This window comes from Halorhodospira sp. 9622, assembly GCF_022228025.1.
In the GTDB taxonomy this organism is placed as follows: Bacteria; Pseudomonadota; Gammaproteobacteria; order Nitrococcales; family Halorhodospiraceae; genus Halorhodospira; species Halorhodospira halophila_A.
On sequence record NZ_JAJNRE010000003.1, the window covers coordinates 73365 to 90146 of the forward strand.

The window sequence follows — 16782 nt, forward strand, 5'->3', positions numbered from 1 at the left end:
GCAACCAGCCCCCCGGCCACAGGCACCAGACTGGACAATCTTTGTTCACCCCAAGGCAAACCGCGGCATGGCCGCGATGGGCGCGCTCGCCTCCACAGACTTTTCCACAGCTTCTGTGGGAACCCGCTACGGACATGACAGACCTCCCTCCCTAGACCTGGACCCTGCCCTCTCGCCAACCGGGGCCGGCAGGTGCTCGGCGACCGCCTCGCGATGCGCCGCGGCAGCCTGCGGGTCCGACGGCGCGTGGTAGGCGCCGGCCGCCTCGAGCCAATCACCACGCTCCTCGTAGCGCCCCCGCAGAATCGCCGCCCCCATCTGCAGATTCGCCTGCGGCTCGAGCGCCTGGCTCAGCGATGCGAAGCGCTCGCCATGCCAGTGCCAGTTGACCTGCATCAGTCCCACATCGATGTTGCGCCGGCCATCGGCCCGGTGCTGTCGCAGCGCCGCCTGCGCGGCCTCCCGGCTGGGGTAGCGCTCCGGCTCGCCGCCGACGTTGAGCGTCCACGGCCACGGCTCGTAGCGCCCCGAGCTCAGCGCCGCGCCGGATTCCGCGGCGGCCAGGGCATAGAGCAGCTGCGCTGGCACCTCGGCGGCCTCGGCCACCTCCTGGTAAAGCCTTGGCGGCTCGCCGGCCGGCGCCGTCGGCGCGGTGAGGGCCATCACCAGGCAAGCGGCTCCCACTGAACGCCGTCCCGGCGATAGAGCGCGGGTACCTCGAGCTCGGCGAGCTCGCCCTCGTCCCGGTTGAGCGTCAGCCGCTGCGTCTCGACCAGCTGTGGCGGTACCTGGTGCTCGGTCGCCCATTCGCGCACCTCGTGATCCGATTCGGCATCCAGCACGAAGACATCGGCCTGCCAGCCCGCCCGCTCACTGAGGGCGCCAATCAGGCGCTCCAGGGCCTCGTCACAGGCCGAGCACGCTTCCGCGCGGGTCACCAGGGCGACCCGATCGCCGGGACCGACGTCTTCGATCGAGGCCTCCTGCTGAGCGGCTTCCCGTTCGCTCGCCTCCCGTTGCGACGGGTTTCGAGGGCTGGCCTCATCGGCATCGGTCTCATCGCTGGCGAAGGGGGTCTCATCCGGGTAGAGCCGATCCCAGGCGTCGTCATAGGCGTACTGGAAGGCGAGCTCCTGGCTGACCCGCTCGCGCTCGCGTTCGACCGCGATCTCCGCCATCCGGCGTCGCTCCTCGCCTGAGCGCGCATGGATGCCCAACACCCAGACCGGGTCCAGATCTGGGCTCCAGAGCCCACGCGGGCCTTTCATCAGCGACTCGTAGCGCTCCCACTCCTCATCCTCGAGCTCGCTCCACTGGCTGCGATCGAGGTGCTCCCCGGGCGTCGAGGATCGGTCCTCGTGATCCCGCGCCTGACTCGGTGCGCTGTCGCTCGCCGACGCGACGGCGGGCAACATCCCCAACAGGCCCGTACCCAGCGCGGCACGCATCATCCAGGCTCGTGCGTTCATGTCTGCGCCTCCGCAATCCGTTGGGCCACGATCTCGGCGGCCTCGACCTCGGTGCAGTCGTGCTCGCGCATGATCTGAGCACGCTGCGCCTTCTCCTCGTTCTCGGTCTGTGCAAGGGCCAGGGCGATCGGCGGGGGGACGTTGCGGAACAGCGCCTCGACCTGATCGGCGAGCACGACCCCTTCGACGTACTTGCCCGGCTCCTTGCGCGCCGACAGCAACAGGGCCTTCTGCTCCTCGGTGAGGTCCTTGAAGCGAGCGATGTGATCGACCTCCTCCTTGGGCATGACGAGGCAGAGCCACCACTCCATCATGTTGAGCATCTTCTTCGAGGCGTCGGGGAAGTCCTCCAGGTTCTGGGTGGCGATCCAGAACCAGGCGCCGAGCTTGCGCCACATCTTCGTGATCTTGACCACGAACGGCGCGAGCAGCGGGTTGGTGGTGATGATGTGGCCCTCGTCGGTGAGCACGAGCGTCGGCCGCCCCTCGTGCTGATGTTGCTCGACGAGGTCGTTGATATGGTTCATCAGCCCCATGTAGGTCACGGTCAGCTGATCCTCATAGCCCTCGCGGGCCATGATCCCGACATCGACGATGGTCAGATCCGCCTCCGGCCAGGCGGTACCAGGCCGGTTGAAGACCTGGCCGGCGAAGCCGGAGCAGAACAGCTCCATGGCGTCGGCCATGTCTCGGATCCGCTGCCCCCGGCCTTCGGTCAGCGTCTCGGCGCGGGACTCCTCGCGCAGGGCCTGGGCAACGTCCTCGGTCAGCACCTGGTCTCGGCCGGTGCCGCTGTCGCGCACGTTGCGCGCCGCCCGGATGATCGCGCTGCGGATCGTGTGCCGGTCGGTGCGCGTCATGCGCTCGTCCTCCTTGGCCTCGCCGCCGGTGATCATAATGCGCGCGGCGAGCTCCATCTCGCCGAGCAGGTCCCGGGACCCGCCTTCCTCCTCGTCATCACCTCCCTCATCGCCGCCGGCCGCCCCGGCCTCCGAGTCGGTATCCGTCGCATATTCCTCGGCCCCGCGCTGCTCGTCGGCATCGATCTGCTCGAGCAGCTTCATGGCTGCAGAAAACGGCGGCAGGCTGACGTCCCGACCGGGCTGCAGCGAAACCTGGTTGACGCTCAGCCCTTTGGCAGCCGCGTACTGGCCCAACAGCCCGAATGAGTCACCAGCCTCAATGACGAAGATCCGCGGCTTGTAGATCGCGAGCATCTGCATCATCAGGTAGGTCAGCAGCGCACTCTTGCCGGCGCCGGTCGGCCCGAGGATCAGGGCGTGGGCGTTCTTCTTGCGATCAGCCGAGTTGAGCGGGTCGAAGACCAGCGGCTCCGCACCGCGGTTGTAGAACAGGATCCCCGGGTTCCCCGTCCCGCGGGTGCGGCCGTAGAACGGGGCCAGCGCGGTGACATGGTCCGCATAGACGTAGCGCGCCCGGCGCGAGTAGCGCTCAAGCCGCGGGTCATAGGCCATGGGCAGGCCACGGATGTAGTTGTGAAGCGGCAGGAGCTCGGCCTCCTGCGTGACGACCTGGATCCCGTTGCTGACCAGCCGGGAAGCCAGTTGCTGGCGATCACGCACCAGTTGCCGATCCGTCTCGGCGCGCAGATAGAGCGCGATCTGGGTGGGGAAGAGCTTGTTGCCCCGGGCCATCTGCTCCTGAGCGGCCGTGGCCTCCTCGAGCGCGAGCTGGCTCTCGATGTTCTTGCCACCGGATGCGGCCCGGACCTGGGCGATCCGGTTGCCGACCTCATCCTGCGGCGCGATGGTCACGGTCAGCGCCAGGACCGAGCCTTCCGGGCACTTGTCGAACAGCGCGTAGATGCTCTCCCCGCTGCGCCGCTCGCCGGTGAAGTGCCCAATCCGCGGCGGCTGACGGAGCCCTTGGGCGTAGACAACAGTGTGCGGCAGCCCATCGAAACGCCACACGCCCGCCTCATGGTCCGATTCGGGCTGGGAGAAGTTGAACAGCCCGGCGAAGTCGCGTGCTGTCGGCAATGCCGCGTCGCCCGGATAGGGGGCGATGCGCAGCAGATCCCGCGGGTCACCGTCGGTGATCTCCGGGCGCGGGTTGAACCAGGGGACCAGCCACTCGTAGAGGTCCTTGGCGCCGCACCGGCGTACCTGGACACCGGCGGACTCCAGGGATACGCGCAGCTGGCCGAGCACCTGGTCGAGTTCCTCGTCCGGTGTGAGATCGCCGCCGGCATCACGCCGGTACAGGCAAAGTCGGGTCCGCCGGCGCTGGCCGCGCCAGCTCCCGCCGGTGACCAGCTGATCCGTAAACAGCCCGCCCTCGCGCGAGATACGCCGCAGATGGCCGTCCAGGTGCTCACAGTAAGTCGCCATGAACTCGTGCTCACCGCCGCGCTGCCCGGCGTATTCCCGAATCCGGTCCGGGATGTCCGTCAGATTCGGCTCATCCTGGACAAACAGCTGCAGCACCCAGGGCGAGTGCTCCACCTCGGGGATCGCATCGGCGATGGCCGTCTGTAGGTTCTCCAGGAGCTCCTCCAGGTACGCCTGCGTCCGGGCCTCGCTCGAGGCCGGGGCGAGCTCCAGGAGCGCTCCTACACTGTTGCTGTCCTCGAGCAGGAAAATCTGTGTCTGCGGGTCGTAGTCGGTCCACGGCAGCAGGTCCGTGAACGACTCCGGACGCTCGTAGAGCTGCGCGTACTCGCGCTCCTTGGGGCTGCGGGCCGTGGATCCGGACTCGACCGCCTGTTGCTCGGAGGAATCGGCCTGGGCGCCTTGCCCAGAGCCGTTACGCCGTAACAGCTGTTGCAGCATCCCCATTACCGCGCCTCCGGTTCGCCGGGCAGTGCGTAGTGATCACGCTCGAACATCGGGAAGGTGGTGCTGTAGCCGGGGACCGGGACCTCGTTCGGGGTCGCCAGGTGCGGGTAGACGTACATGACCATGGAGGGATTCGGGACCCGGCCGAATCGCGGCTCCAGCTCATCGTGCGCCTGTCGGGTGTAGCCGGCCAGCGCGGCGGTGCCATCGGTCAGCCGCTGCGCCGGCGTGCTGTAGACCGGGGGTACACGACGTTTCCGCTCGTCATCGGACGCCTCGGCCTCCTGGTCGTCGGCATCCGCTGACTCACCCTGCCCGGGCCCGCGGGCCGACCCGGGGGCCAGTTGCTGCCGACCGTCGTCGATGTCGCCACCGGCGTGCCGGTTCATGTGGGCCTCGTAGACCTCATCGGTCCGCGGCCCTTCGGGGTAGACCTGCGGCGTGCCCTCTTGTGTGGCACCACTGCGGGCGCAGCCGGTCAGTGCGCTAGTCGAGCCGATCAGGGCGAGCAGCATCGCGCTCGCCACGCTCAAACGGCTGATTCGAGAGGCCACGCTGGAAGTCCGGGCGCTGATCATGGGATACCCTCCTGCCGTCGGTCTCGTAGTCGATGCGAAGCTCACGGTCGATGTGGACCGTCACCTCCTGGCCGGCCGGCGTGAAGATGGCGTCGAAGTGGTTTTCCTGGCGCCGACGCAGCCACTCGAGGACCTCCTCGGCGGCGCCCGAAGCGGCCCGGCCACCGACGAACCGGCCCGTGTCGCCGTCGATGATCGTCTGGGTAAAGCCCTGCTGGCCGACGATCGTCTGGGTCTCGGCCTGGGCCAGCGCCTCCGACGCCGCCTGCCCCGCTGCCAACAAGCCGGCCTGGGCCAGGAACGCCGGCGCGTTGCTGACCCGATCACCGGCGATACACGGCACACCCTGCGGGTCGGTGATGTACCCGATCGGCGGCTCGGCCGGATCGCCGGCGCCCATCCGCTCCCCGGAGGCCTTCTCCGTCCCGTCATCCGCGTCATCGGTGCGCATCGAGGCGTCGCCCGGGTCCGGGAAGGTGCGCGTGGTGCCGTCCTCGAAGATGAACGTGGCGCTGTGGAGCTCGCCGCGCACACAGGACAGGGTCCAGTCACCGAAGGCAGTGCCGCTGAGGATCATCCCCTCGAGGCCTGGGATCTCCATGTCATGCGCGGCCAGGTTCTCGCTACCGACGACCACCTTGAACGGCGCTGCGTCCTCAACCGTACCCTCGCGTGGGATGCGGCCAATCAGGGCGGTCAACGTACTTGAGCCCATGAGCATGCTGTTCCGCGGGACGGTGTAGACAGCGAGGTCCTCCTTGTCCCCATCGTCCGTCTGCGCGTCTTCATCGCTGGCCTCGTCTGCCTCAGGGCCGCTCCACTCTCGTGCCTGCGGCCCCGCACCGTCCGCCGCGGCGGGATGTGGGGCATCGAGCGGGTCGATCCAGGTCAGCTGCTCGGCAGTCGTGGACGGTGCCTCGTGCTCCGCCTCGGGGTCCCGGGTCAGATCCGATGGCCGGTACCCGTCCTCGATCGCGGGCTCCTCGTCATCGGTGGCGCCCCCCAACAGGCCGACCGGCTGCTCGTCCGGGGAGAGGCCGAGCCCGACTGGAAGATCCGTGTCGTCGGCCTCGTCCTCCTCCTCCTCGTCCTCCTCCACGCGCGCGGTCAGCTGCTCGATGCGCTGCATGAGCGCCTCGTGGCGCTCCTCGGCATGCTCATCGGGACGCTCCGCTTCTTCCTCAACCTCATCGAGCGCCTGCTCCATGGCTTCAACCTGCTGCTCCAGGCGCTGATTCTGCGCGGTGAGCATGCGGATCGTATCCGCCTGCGTATCGACATCGGCCGGATCAATCTCATCGCCGGGACCGAGCTCGTCGGGATGGGCGACAGTGGCCGATTCCGGCGCATCCTCCCCGCCGCCGACCAGGATGACGACGATCAGCAGGACGGCGACGAGGCCACCGAGAATCGGGAGTAGACGGTTGCTGCGGATCGTGCTCGCCATTACCGGCTCCCCCAGAAGCTCTCCTCGAACGGGCGATCGGAGATCAGGTAGACCGCCGTGGTGTCGGCCTCATGGCCGGCACCGTGCAGCCGGGCGTGTTGGAAGGTCGCCGCGAGCCAGTCCCCGCGCAGGGCCCGGGGGTCGAGCAGGACCGGCTCACGGGTCTGGTTGGTCAGCCGGACCGCCGTGACGTGGTACCCACCCCCACGCCAGGCGGCGATCGGTTCGGCTTCGACGTGGGCACCGCGGACCAGGGCGACAGTCTCATCCTCAACGCCCACCGAGCGGATCCCGGGATGCCCGGGCCTGAGTCGATCAGGGGCGTAGAGGTTCTGTGCGGCGTAGCGTGTGAGCGTGACGTAGTCCAGGACCGGCGCTTGCCCATCGGGGGACTCCGCCTCGGAAGGCTCCTCGGGGTCAGCCGCCGCCTCACGCTCCTCGCCGTGGACGATCAGCTCACGGCGCGGCCCCTCCTCACGCGCCTCCAGATCGAGCATGAAGGACCGTCCGGTGTGCGGCTCCTCGACCAGCACCCGTGTCGCCTCGAAGGCTTCCGTCGGCTGGAGATAGAGCACGCCTTCGCGGGAGAGGACTCGCAGACGATCCTCGAGAGCCGGCGGCACGCCGACCCGGGCCTGATCGGCCGGCAAGCGCACGATCCGTTCCCCATCGACCGGGAGGATGACCCGGATCGGGGTGCCGTCCCAGACCACACGCTCCGGCGCAGTACCATCCTGAGTGGCTCGCGTTTCCGGGGTCGCAACCGTTCCGGCGGCATCGCCGCCCGGCTCCGGACCGTCTACGTCAGGCGCCTCACCGGCACCGGAGTCATCTTCGGAAGCGCCGTCCGGCCGTTGCTCAGTCTCGGAGTCGGTCGTGAACTCCGGCACGGGCAGCGAGAACCCGTCATCCCCGGCCACCGCATAGGCCGGCGCCATAGCGAGAATGAGGGCGCTGGCTAGCGTTCGGGCTCGCACCGTTCACCTCCGATGTAGTAGATGATCTGCTCGGGAGCGCGCGAGAGATCCGCCCACACCTGACGGCGCCCCTCGAGGGCCTCCTCGCAGGAAGGCTCCGGGGATGCCTTTGCTTCATCCGCCTCGCCGCGCTGCTCGTCAGCCGACTCGCTCGCTTCCGCCTCCTCGACCTTCGGCTTGTCGGACGCCTGTTCGGGCGAAGACGGCGTGCTGGAACAGCCCGCCATCACGATCAGGCCTGCCAGCAGGACCCCTGTCGGATAGAACCACCTCATGGGCCAGCCTCCTCGACTTGCAGCGCATGCAGGGTGCCGTCCTGGTGGCGCAGGACCGCGACCTCGGCCTCTGGATCGACCGAGCTCACCCGCCAACTCGTCTCGCCCACGGCCTCGCCGGAGCGATAGCGCCCGGTCTCTCCGTCATGGGCCAGGATGACCAGTGCGGACCCGGCCCAATGCTCGAAGCCGAGTAGACGGGCATCCTCGAGCCTCGGGTTCTCCGGTGCCTCCTCCAGGGTGGTGAGCCGCTCATCCAGCGCGTCGAGCCGGTCCTCGCTGACCCCGGGGATCTGCTGCTCCAGGGCCTCGAGCTCTGCGGCCAGGTCCCCGGTTTGCTGCTCCAGTTGAGCGACTCGATCGGCCGACGGCAGCCCTGTCAGTGCCTCCTCATGCGCAGACAGGGCCTGCTCGATTTCCTGCAGCCCGGACTCCTGAGCCTGCTCCAGGGCATCGATTGCCTGTTCCTGGTCCGCCGCCACCTCCTGCAGCTGATTCTCGAGCTCCTGCTCCAGGGTCTGGACACGCTGCGCAACCTGGGCTAGCTCCGGGGCCGGCTCGGCGCCCTCCTCGTCGTCCCCACCGGCGCCGAGCACGGCTCCAAGGACGACGAGCACGACGAGAACACCTGCGCCAGGGAGGGCGAAGCGTTTGAGGCGAGCGCCGGTGCCGGTTACGGCTGCCTGGTGTTCCTGGCCTTCCTCGCTTGCGCCATCACCGAAGATGGACGCCTCGAGGTCCGCTCCGTGGTCGGCTTCATCGGCCGAACCAGGATCCGGGGTCTCGACGCTCCTGGGGCCAGCGGTTGCCTCGTGCGGCTCGTCCGCCTGCGCGTCGGTCTGGCGCTCGCCTTCGGGAGTATCGGGGTGTTGCCGCTGGGTTTGCTTTCGCCGGCTCATTGGGTCACCTCGCCAAACCACGACTCAGCCTTATCCGGATCGCCGGCCTCGATCTCCTCAGTGTCGGGGATCTCCAGCTTGGCGCCGGCTATCAGCAGATTCGGGTCGCCGCCGATGAAGGCCTGGGGGTTGGCCTCGTAGAGCGCCTGGCTCGCGACCTTCGGATGCCTTGGCGCGACATAAGCCGCGATCTGGTAGAGGCTGGCGCCGCGGGCGATTGGCCCAAGGGTCCGCGGGTCCTCCGGATCGTCCCGGTCGGCCGCAAGCCGCTCCGCATTGGCCTCCGCACCCTCCCGGTACGGCGGCTTCGGCTCATAGGTCACCGCCCGCGCGACCGGGTCGATAAGCAGTCGCCAGGGAGCGCCCCCGAGGGTCTTGAGGGCCTCCTGCAAGGGCATAGGCCCGATCTCCCGGTGGGCCTCGGGCAGCGGGCGACTGGTCAGTACAGGCGTCGCCGACAGCTCCAGGAACTCGTAGCCGCTCGGCTCAAGCAGATGCTCCAGGGCATCCCCGACGGTCGTCACCTCCTGTGGGAACGTGACCTGGACGCTGGTCTTGAGCGGCTCCAGCTCCGCGTCCGTGGGACCAGCGTCCAGACTGGAGTAGCGTCCCACCTGTTCTCCGGCTATGCTCGGCGCAGCGATCGTGAGCAGCGTTGCGAAAAGGACGGCACGCATCTGCTGGCCCCTCCTCTTGCCCGTACCTGCGTGGTTCAGCGTGCCGAGAGAGCACCGCAGGATGTCGCCAAAAAGCAGAATCCTCTGACGAGACTTCTGGCTGTGCGCGTGGGCGACAGGCCGTGAAAGGCCACAAGCTTATAAAAGGTGAGCGGAATGGAAGGGAGACGGAACGGTACGGGGCCTACCCGGGGATGAAATTCTTAAACGGGTCAAAGGGTCAGCGGAGTGATACCCTTGCGAGCTAAGGCACCTGAAAGCCCACCCCTCCCGAGAAAGGGATCATAATGCAAAAAGGGCCAGCGTGCCTCGCAGAGAACGCAGACACCAGACGCTAACGGCACAGCAGACGCGGAAGTGAACGCCTCGCGATGGTTGAAGTCCGCCACACCTTGGGCCGCCTCCAACTCTTCAGCGTCTTCTACGTCTTAAGCCTCTAGGGATCCGGTATGTTTTCTTTGAGGATCGGAAAAGATTCCTAACCCGTTGAGGAACGTCATGACGACCCCTTTTTCAAATGACTCACCAACCCCGGCTACGGACCGACCAACGGGTAACCAGATCGCGGCTGAGATTGCCGCGGAGGCCACCCTGCTGTTGGCCCTATACTACTCACCCGACAGCAATGGGGGGGCGATGAAGACTGACACCCCCGGCGACCCAGCTGAAGTCCAAGAGAAAGCTAAAGCAATCTACAAACGGCTCTTGATTATCGCCAATCAGGAAGGCTTTGACCTACACACCTAAATTGGCATATCCAAATCTGTGTGGGTGACGCCTTCATTAGGTCAGGGCGCGGCAGCATTAGATGTTGTGCGACAGAGTCACGCCGGCGGCCGACTACCCTGCCGCAAGCTGCTGTCACCCACACGATCCGCGAAGGGACCCGCTTAGCCGCGCAGCTCCGCTGCGTCGGCTGCAGCGCATTGTTAGCGCACTACTACGCCTATCCAGGCTGGAAGAAAAGTGATTTGACCTCAGTATTCCAATTCGCATCCTTCACTATTGTGTTAAAGTTAATCGTTCCGTATGCCGCATCGATCAGCCCTCTAGAACAATACGTACCGCTGTGACTATGTCCGCGACTGTCCGTCCACGGTTGAATCTCAAAGTGAGCTACGATGGCATCCTTGCCGAGCGACGTTATCTTGCGAACAACCGGTAGAAAGTCTTGATCACCAGTAATCAGAATCGCAACGTCAAATCGATCGTCGTGCGCGTAATCAAGCACATCGAGTGCAAGCTCCACGTCAACGCCCTTCTGTGCCAGCTTGAACTGTGGATCGTCCTCTGTCGAACTACCCTTTTCAACCTCACGCAGTGGGAGATAATGCGGGACGATTCCTGCGCGTATCAGCGCCATTTCGAAGCCGCGCTCCTTTTCCAGCGTGTCGGTCGCGCTCGCCTTTACCGACGGGCGCCCGTCGTAGTAATGAGCGCCCACTAACTTTGTCATCTCCAAGCTGGTCTTGTGGTGCTGTGCGACGAACTTCTCAAATAGGCCAGGCAGCTCTGGGAGACTGAACCAACCTCGCTCCTCCTTGTAGCGAAAGTAAAGCTGGCCCTGTTTGAAGTAGTTCCCGTCGTAGAAGGCCATTACACGAAAAGGTTTCGGCGGGGCGCTCCCTTTCCAGTTTGACTAGACGCGCTAACGTTTGGGTTAACCGGCGCCGCCACCGGCCTCGCCCGGCTTTTCCGGCCCGGAGCTTTCCGGCGTCCGGTTGAACCCTTTGTTAGATTCAAGTTGACACGAACCATCAGCGATGATACTTTTAGTCATCATTGTCAAGCCTTGGTGTGGGTGTTCATGATCGAAGTCCCTAGTCAATATTCGACATTTCGTTTTCGAAATGCAATGGGTGTCCATGGTGACTGTCTGGAGGTTCTGGGTCAGCTCCCGCCGAACTCCATTCACGCAGTGGTAACTGACCCTCCATACGGTGTCAAAGAGTACGATTTCGATCAATTAGAGAAGCGAAGCAACGGAAATGGGGGCGTATGGCGGATTCCGCCATCGTTTGATGGAAACACTCGATCTGCACTCCCCAGATTTACCGCGCTTAACGAAAAGGAGCGCAGGCAATTGCGCCGCTTTTTTGTCGAATGGACCGATGTATTGCTGAAGCCCTTGGTGCCCGGGGGGCATTTGATTATTGCTACCAATAGTTTTCTTTCACCATTAGTATTCGAATCCCTCATTAAAGGGGGTCTTGAGTACAGGGGAACGCTTATTCGGTTAGTTAGAACCATGCGTGGCGGGGACAAGCCAAAGAATGCAGAGCAAGAGTTCCCTGAGGTTTGCTCGATGCCGAGAGGTTGCTATGAACCGTGGGGCATCTTCCGAAAGCCGTTAAGTCCAAGAATGACGCTGGCTGATAATTTGAGACAGTATCAAGCGGGAGGACTAAGAAGAATTTCAAATACAGCACCCTTTGAGGATGTGATAGAAAGCGGCAGAACACCGAAATTAGAAAGAGCAATAGCAGATCATCCTAGCCTAAAACCACAGGAATTTCTGCGTAAGGTTGTCTACGCTTCATTACCTCTCGGCAAAGGGATCGTGCTAGACCCCTTTATGGGATCAGGCTCAACGCTAGCCGCCTCCGAAGCAGTTGGCTATGAAAGCCTAGGTATAGAACGATTCGAGGATTACTTTAACCTTGCCGAAGAAGCTATACCGCATCTGTATCAGGCGATTGATTTAAAGCGTCAAAACTCTCTAGCTTTATGACAAATCTTCGTACACCCAATTTGATTTCATCTTTTGAACGCCCGACTTGGTGACGCTCGCAGTTATGGTTCGCCTACTGGTTTCCGAGCGTCCGGAAAAGTTCCAGTCGTCAAGTTCTAACTGTGCGGCATAAACCGCCTTAAATTTGAATTTCTTCGGACCAATATCTTTTTTCGCATCGTTTGAGGTGTTGCTATCGAAGCAGAAAACCATTAGCCACACAGCTTCAGCATTATGCCCCTGCCAGCCAGACAAATGACGAGAGCCCTTCACTTCAAGCCCCACGTCTGAATACTGAACCGAATCGTTAGGAAACTTATTTGCCGGGATCAAATCAGGATGTCCATTATGGTATTGGTTTTTAACGAGTGATTTACAGTGCTTTGGGATGATCGAATTCATAAATTCGCCAACCATGCTGCTGAAATTGGCGGGCATCAAAAAGCTTTCGAGCCTGGGCATGTTACGCGTGTTAAGCTGGCTATTTATGAAGCCAAGAAAGTCCACATACTCTTGGAGTGCCATTTGGATATGATCAACAGTCAATCCGTGTGGCAACTCGCAGCTTTGGTTGAAATTGTTCGGATCGGGTGGGACTGGAATGCACGCGTCAGTTTCACTTACCATGATTTTCTTCACTAGCCATGATTTTCTTCACTAGCCATGATTTTCTTCACTAGCCTGCTTCAAAAGTTCATCGGGGGCCACATCAAGCACTTTGGCAATTTTTTCGAGGTTTAATGCCGAAACATTTCTCTCCCCTCTTTCAACGCCACCAATGTATGTTCTATGCATACCTGAGCGCTCCGCGAGAGCCTCTTGGCTCATAGCTGACGCCATTCTCAATCGCTTGATGTTTTGGCCTATCGTCTTGAGGATATTCGACATTGGCCGTATCTTCGGATGATGATTACTATACGTCTACAGACTATAAGTAGCGGGTTTGAATCTAACACTCAGCATCAGCGGCCGCGAGAAGCGGCGTCCGCTGCATGGTGGTGTTAGGCCCAGAATTGGACTCAAGAAGCCGGAACGGGCAGAGGCTATGGAGGGTGATCCCAACGAACTCCAACGTCATCCACCCGTCAGTCACTGAGCCGACGCCGATCCACGTCGTCATCGTGCATATTGGCTTCCCATCCGTAATGCTCAGCCACATCATCGAGCGCGGTAGCAATTGTGGGCCAACGCGCCCGTTGTGCATCTGCCCATGACCGGTATTTCGCAGCCAGCTCGCGTTCTTGCTGGCCTCCCTCATAAGGCGATCTTGTGGTGACGCCACGTCTATTAAGTAGGCCCGTATGCATCCCGCGCAAAACATCGCTGTTGGCGATGGATTCGACCGTATTGCGAATAGGAATACAAGGCCACACTCCTTCGTCGTCAGCCGGCGCATGGGCAAGCAACTCGCCTATGCGAATATCCGCGGAGCGTAGGCGATGGGCTTCTCTACAGAGCTCTTGTGCCTCTTGGATCCATCTAAGCAGCTCCGCCTCGTCAATTGTTCCGTCCGCCTTTCGGCCAGGAATAAGCCGCCAACTATCCAATACGGTCCATGAAAACTCAACGGCATTGCGCAGCTCATCGGCGGAGACGTTTTCATCACCTTGACCATCGTCACGCTTGTAGAGCCATTTGATGAGTGTCGTAAAATGAGAAGGTGACTGGGCAAGTAGCCGGTGACACGCCATCTCCGGTCGATCCGTATGCTCGAAAGCCTTGCAGAAGGGAAACTCGAGCGCTGCGATATCTGAATCCGAAATGTCGTCGCGTTCATCGAGCGCCTTAAACAACTCCACGATGGAATGGCCGAGGTGTCGTGCCGACCGCTTCTCGCTCTGTGCTTCCGTAGCCAAGCTCCGAAGCGCATCACAAATTAAGGGCGTTGAAGCAGAGATCGAAGAACCGAGTCCTCCAATCGCTTCGATCACGTCCGGGGCCCTACCGACGTTGAGGGCCTTTACCATCGCTTCTTCGTAAGGCAGGGAATCCTTCCGGTCAATCCGCCACAGATTTACGCGCTTCCAGTACACATTCGCAACCAGCTCCCAGCCCTCTTCAAGTTGTTCCCAGGTCTCTTGAGTTGCTGGAAGGCCTAGGAACACCGACAACACAGATTCTGTGGGCCAACTGTCCGCTTTGGCTCGCGCCAAGAACCTCGTTGTCGACGTCCAACCGAGTTCAGCGTGACTCAAGGAGATGTAGCTCGCCAGGAAGCTGCAAAACGCTTCGCTCGGTGTGCGAGCGGCCCGCTGCTGTACCAACTCATCGAGCGCGTCGACATCTTCCCTCTTAGAGGCAGCGAACGCCACTTGCACCGGATCACCAGCCTCCTCCACGAAGTCGATGACGCCGTCCAATCCGTAGGCCGAAACGATGTCATCCAGCGCCTCGGAACGACGCACGTCAGCAATCTCCCGGTCGGTACGCCGGGTGCCGGGAATATCGACCCAAGCATTCTCGAACAGCCACCGATGTCGGGCCATCGGCTCATCCGGACTGAGAAGCGCTTCCAGCTCGACTAGGGGCTCAATATCGTCGGAAGGCGCCTCGTCACGTAGGCTGAGAATGTAGTGATACCATCGGGTCTTCGCCCGGAGCGCCTCACAGTCCCCACATACCTGATTGTTGCGCACCCGGTAAATCAATGTATGCAAAAGTCGCCTACGGTACTCTGGCGGAAGCGCCGAAAGGTTGGCATCGAACAGGTCTCCCCATCGTCCGGCATCGGTACTTACATGGGTTTCGATGCGATCGAGGATGGGCCGCGTGTCATGCTGCAGGTCCAGTATCGTCTTCGGTCTTTGGGCAACTCCCGCAACAGGCAGCCAATGAGGATGACGAGTTCCGGAAGTGGTGTCGTGGCGCTTGGGTGCCAGGCTCACAAGCAGGGACCATCCCACCTCAGGCTGTACTTCGAGTACGGCATCGAGTGCCGCCATCCGATCATCCAATGGTGCAAACGTTGCCGGACGCCATGGGAGAAGAATGTCCCGCAGACTGCCGGATGGACGATTCGCCCAACGCCCTCCGGGATCGCGGGCAGCCAGTTCCACAAGCGCGCAACACACGCGAGGTAAGAGGCGCGGCTCCCAAGCCAGCGATTCCAAACCCCACAGGAGGCTGGCGTGGCGACAGCCGCCAGTGAACACATCGCCTTCTTCCTCGAACAACGCCATGACAGGGGGAGTCTCATGCGTCAGGGACTCCTCAACGGCGCTCAGGAAGGCTCTTGGAGAGACCTCCGCTAAGGCATCCAGATTGCCGGCCAGCGACAGCCACCGCTCCGGTGGCGCACCTGACAGTAAATCGCGCACGAGGTCGACCCCGACATCCTGTGGCCGGGTTGACGTATGGAGAGTCTCCAAACCCTCTGTGAAATGGGCCAGCAAGGCGAACGTTCCAAGGATGCCCTCACGCAATGCGCCTGAGTGCCCAAGAACCTTACCTCTTATCTGAGCCATGTAACGCTCGCCAGGAAGCAAATCCAGCGCAGGGTCCCGCTGGCTGAGCAGCTCAAAGGCCTTTTCGCGTAAGGTGCTCAGATGTTCGTCGGTCAGGTACGGTGCGAGGAGATGGAGAGCGTCGACAGGTGCTGTGATTCGCCAGTAGCCCTTGACGCGCATTACCGGCGCATCCGGCAGCGTGGTGAGCTCGGTCAGCGCAGCCCGATAGTCATGAAATGGTCGGCCGGCGAGCGCGGCGATGACATCTCTGTCCCCCGCACTCTCATTGGCAACCCCGCCACGGTGATCATCCACCCAGGCGCCGGCCAAGAAAGCCGGAATCAGTAACCGGAGCTTCTCCGGAGTAGCCCAGTCTGGACGATCAAATACGCCACAATGCCTGCGATACGCCGAAAGGGTGCATCCCGTACGCACGGACAGCGCCTCCGCCTCGGCTTCCTCAAAGCCCAGCTCCTGGAGCGCTTCCGCGAAAGCGTGCCGGGTCGGCCGGACCAAGGTGGTCATCTCGTCACGCCGGCCGGCTGTATAGCCTAGAGGCACCAGCACATGATGACCCTTGCTGACAGCGGCCGTTGGATTCTCAATCTCCTCCGAGTTCGGAATAATGATAAGGGGCGATTTCCACCGTTTTACGGCCTGAAAGGCCGCTTCGTCCTTGACGATAATGGTGCGAGCCAATATCGCTTCCGCCGCGACGCTCTCCGCCTTGTACAGAGCGGCGGCGAGGAAGGCAATTGCCTCATCCGGTGTGTGCGCGTGTACGGCACGCTTTGACGGCGAGGTCTCGGTGGCCCATTGGACAAGTTCTTCCGAATTTTCCTCCCGGCCCGCGACGACGAGGTCTGTCGAGATGGCGGGTGTCGTTTCGGACGACCAGTCCTCCCAGTACTCCTCTAACGACTGAAAGGAACCCGTGATCTTGCCCATCTGTTCCGTCAGCCAAAGCGCAATCGCTGGTGCTTGCTCCAGCATGCTCTCCAGATCGTCCGCATCGAGTACGCGAACGTCCTTCCAAGTCCCCTCCGCTCTCTTAGCATTGCCCCAGCGTTTCTTGCCCTGCGGCCAGCGGCGGGCCGTGACGAATACGAACGTTGTCTCCCCTGGGATAATGTCACCCGGATCAGCGGTTCGTTTCGAATAGTCGCCGTCCGCCTTGCTCTTGATGCTCCTGCTTGTGCCAATTTCCCACACGGATTGACCGGCGGGAATATGCTCTGTGCCTTCCTCGGCGTTTACCAATCCGTCCCATCCACCGGTGCTGACGCTGTCACCAGAAGGCACCTCGAGTACCGAACGCCTGTCTGTCAACGTATAGATAAGTCGACGGACAACTAACGGCAAGATCCCTTCGGAAGCACGCTCATCCGACCAGCGAGTGAGATCTGTAGCGGTAACCCATTCCAAGAAGGCGACCTCCTAGAAAATCATTTTCCTAACGCCAATATTCAGCGGCGCCCTTTGCGT

14 protein-coding genes are annotated in these 16782 nt (G+C 62.4%); 1 reads left to right on the forward strand and 13 read right to left on the reverse strand.

Annotated elements, in window-relative coordinates; translation table 11 throughout:
- Positions 1-126: 126 nt before the first annotated feature.
- From LRG07_RS02575 to LRG07_RS02620, 10 genes are all read right to left on the reverse strand, one after another.
- Positions 127-663 carry a transglycosylase SLT domain-containing protein gene (locus tag LRG07_RS02575; protein WP_238641788.1) on the reverse strand — a complete coding sequence of 179 codons (537 nt, stop codon included), beginning with the start codon at positions 661-663 and terminating at the stop codon, positions 127-129.
- Complete coding sequence (locus tag LRG07_RS02580) at positions 663-1469, reverse strand: TIGR03759 family integrating conjugative element protein (protein ID WP_238641716.1); 807 nt, start codon at positions 1467-1469, stop codon at positions 663-665. The genes LRG07_RS02575 and LRG07_RS02580 overlap by 1 nt, the downstream gene beginning before the upstream one ends.
- Positions 1466-4261 (reverse strand): conjugative transfer ATPase, encoded by a 2796-nt coding sequence (locus LRG07_RS02585; protein WP_370641484.1) that lies wholly within the window; start codon positions 4259-4261, stop codon positions 1466-1468. Before LRG07_RS02585 ends, LRG07_RS02580 begins: the two co-directional genes overlap by 4 nt.
- Before the next feature lie 5 nt (positions 4262-4266).
- Positions 4267-4794, reverse strand: a complete 528-nt coding sequence (locus tag LRG07_RS02590) for a TIGR03751 family conjugal transfer lipoprotein (RefSeq protein WP_238641789.1) — start codon at positions 4792-4794, stop codon at positions 4267-4269.
- Positions 4754-6292 (reverse strand): TIGR03752 family integrating conjugative element protein, encoded by a 1539-nt coding sequence (locus LRG07_RS02595; protein WP_238641718.1) that lies wholly within the window; start codon positions 6290-6292, stop codon positions 4754-4756. The genes LRG07_RS02590 and LRG07_RS02595 overlap by 41 nt, the downstream gene beginning before the upstream one ends.
- Positions 6292-7269, reverse strand: coding sequence for a TIGR03749 family integrating conjugative element protein (locus LRG07_RS02600; protein ID WP_238641719.1), 978 nt, complete (start codon positions 7267-7269; stop codon positions 6292-6294). The genes LRG07_RS02595 and LRG07_RS02600 overlap by 1 nt, the downstream gene beginning before the upstream one ends.
- On the reverse strand, positions 7251-7544 hold the full coding sequence (locus LRG07_RS02605) for a hypothetical protein (RefSeq protein WP_201173631.1): 294 nt from the start codon (positions 7542-7544) through the stop codon (positions 7251-7253). Before LRG07_RS02605 ends, LRG07_RS02600 begins: the two co-directional genes overlap by 19 nt.
- Entirely contained in the window at positions 7541-8443 is a 903-nt protein-coding gene (locus LRG07_RS02610) for a hypothetical protein (RefSeq protein WP_238641720.1), read from the reverse strand. Before LRG07_RS02610 ends, LRG07_RS02605 begins: the two co-directional genes overlap by 4 nt.
- Complete coding sequence (locus LRG07_RS02615; protein WP_238641721.1) at positions 8440-9120, reverse strand: hypothetical protein; 681 nt, start codon at positions 9118-9120, stop codon at positions 8440-8442. Before LRG07_RS02615 ends, LRG07_RS02610 begins: the two co-directional genes overlap by 4 nt.
- A 946-nt stretch (positions 9121-10066) precedes the next feature.
- On the reverse strand, positions 10067-10717 hold the full coding sequence (locus LRG07_RS02620) for an NYN domain-containing protein (protein ID WP_238641722.1): 651 nt from the start codon (positions 10715-10717) through the stop codon (positions 10067-10069).
- Positions 10718-10927: 210 nt separating this feature from the next.
- On the opposite strand from LRG07_RS02620, the gene LRG07_RS02625 reads away from it, so the two are divergent.
- Positions 10928-11851, forward strand: a complete 924-nt coding sequence (locus LRG07_RS02625; RefSeq protein ID WP_238641723.1) for a DNA methyltransferase — start codon at positions 10928-10930, stop codon at positions 11849-11851.
- Here LRG07_RS02625 and LRG07_RS02630 read toward each other — a convergent pair.
- The 3 genes from LRG07_RS02630 to LRG07_RS02640 form a co-directional block, all read right to left on the reverse strand.
- The gene (locus LRG07_RS02630) at positions 11846-12490 is read right to left on the reverse strand and encodes a hypothetical protein (RefSeq protein ID WP_238641724.1); all 645 of its coding nucleotides are present in this window, start codon (positions 12488-12490) and stop codon (positions 11846-11848) included. The genes LRG07_RS02625 and LRG07_RS02630 overlap by 6 nt on opposite strands.
- Positions 12491-12508: 18 nt before the next feature.
- A complete protein-coding gene (locus tag LRG07_RS02635) occupies positions 12509-12739 on the reverse strand; it encodes a helix-turn-helix domain-containing protein (RefSeq protein WP_238641725.1) in 231 nt (76 codons plus the stop codon).
- Between the two features lie 197 nt (positions 12740-12936).
- On the reverse strand, positions 12937-16722 hold the full coding sequence (locus LRG07_RS02640) for a hypothetical protein (RefSeq protein ID WP_238641726.1): 3786 nt from the start codon (positions 16720-16722) through the stop codon (positions 12937-12939).
- Between the last annotated feature and the right edge of the window lie 60 nt (positions 16723-16782).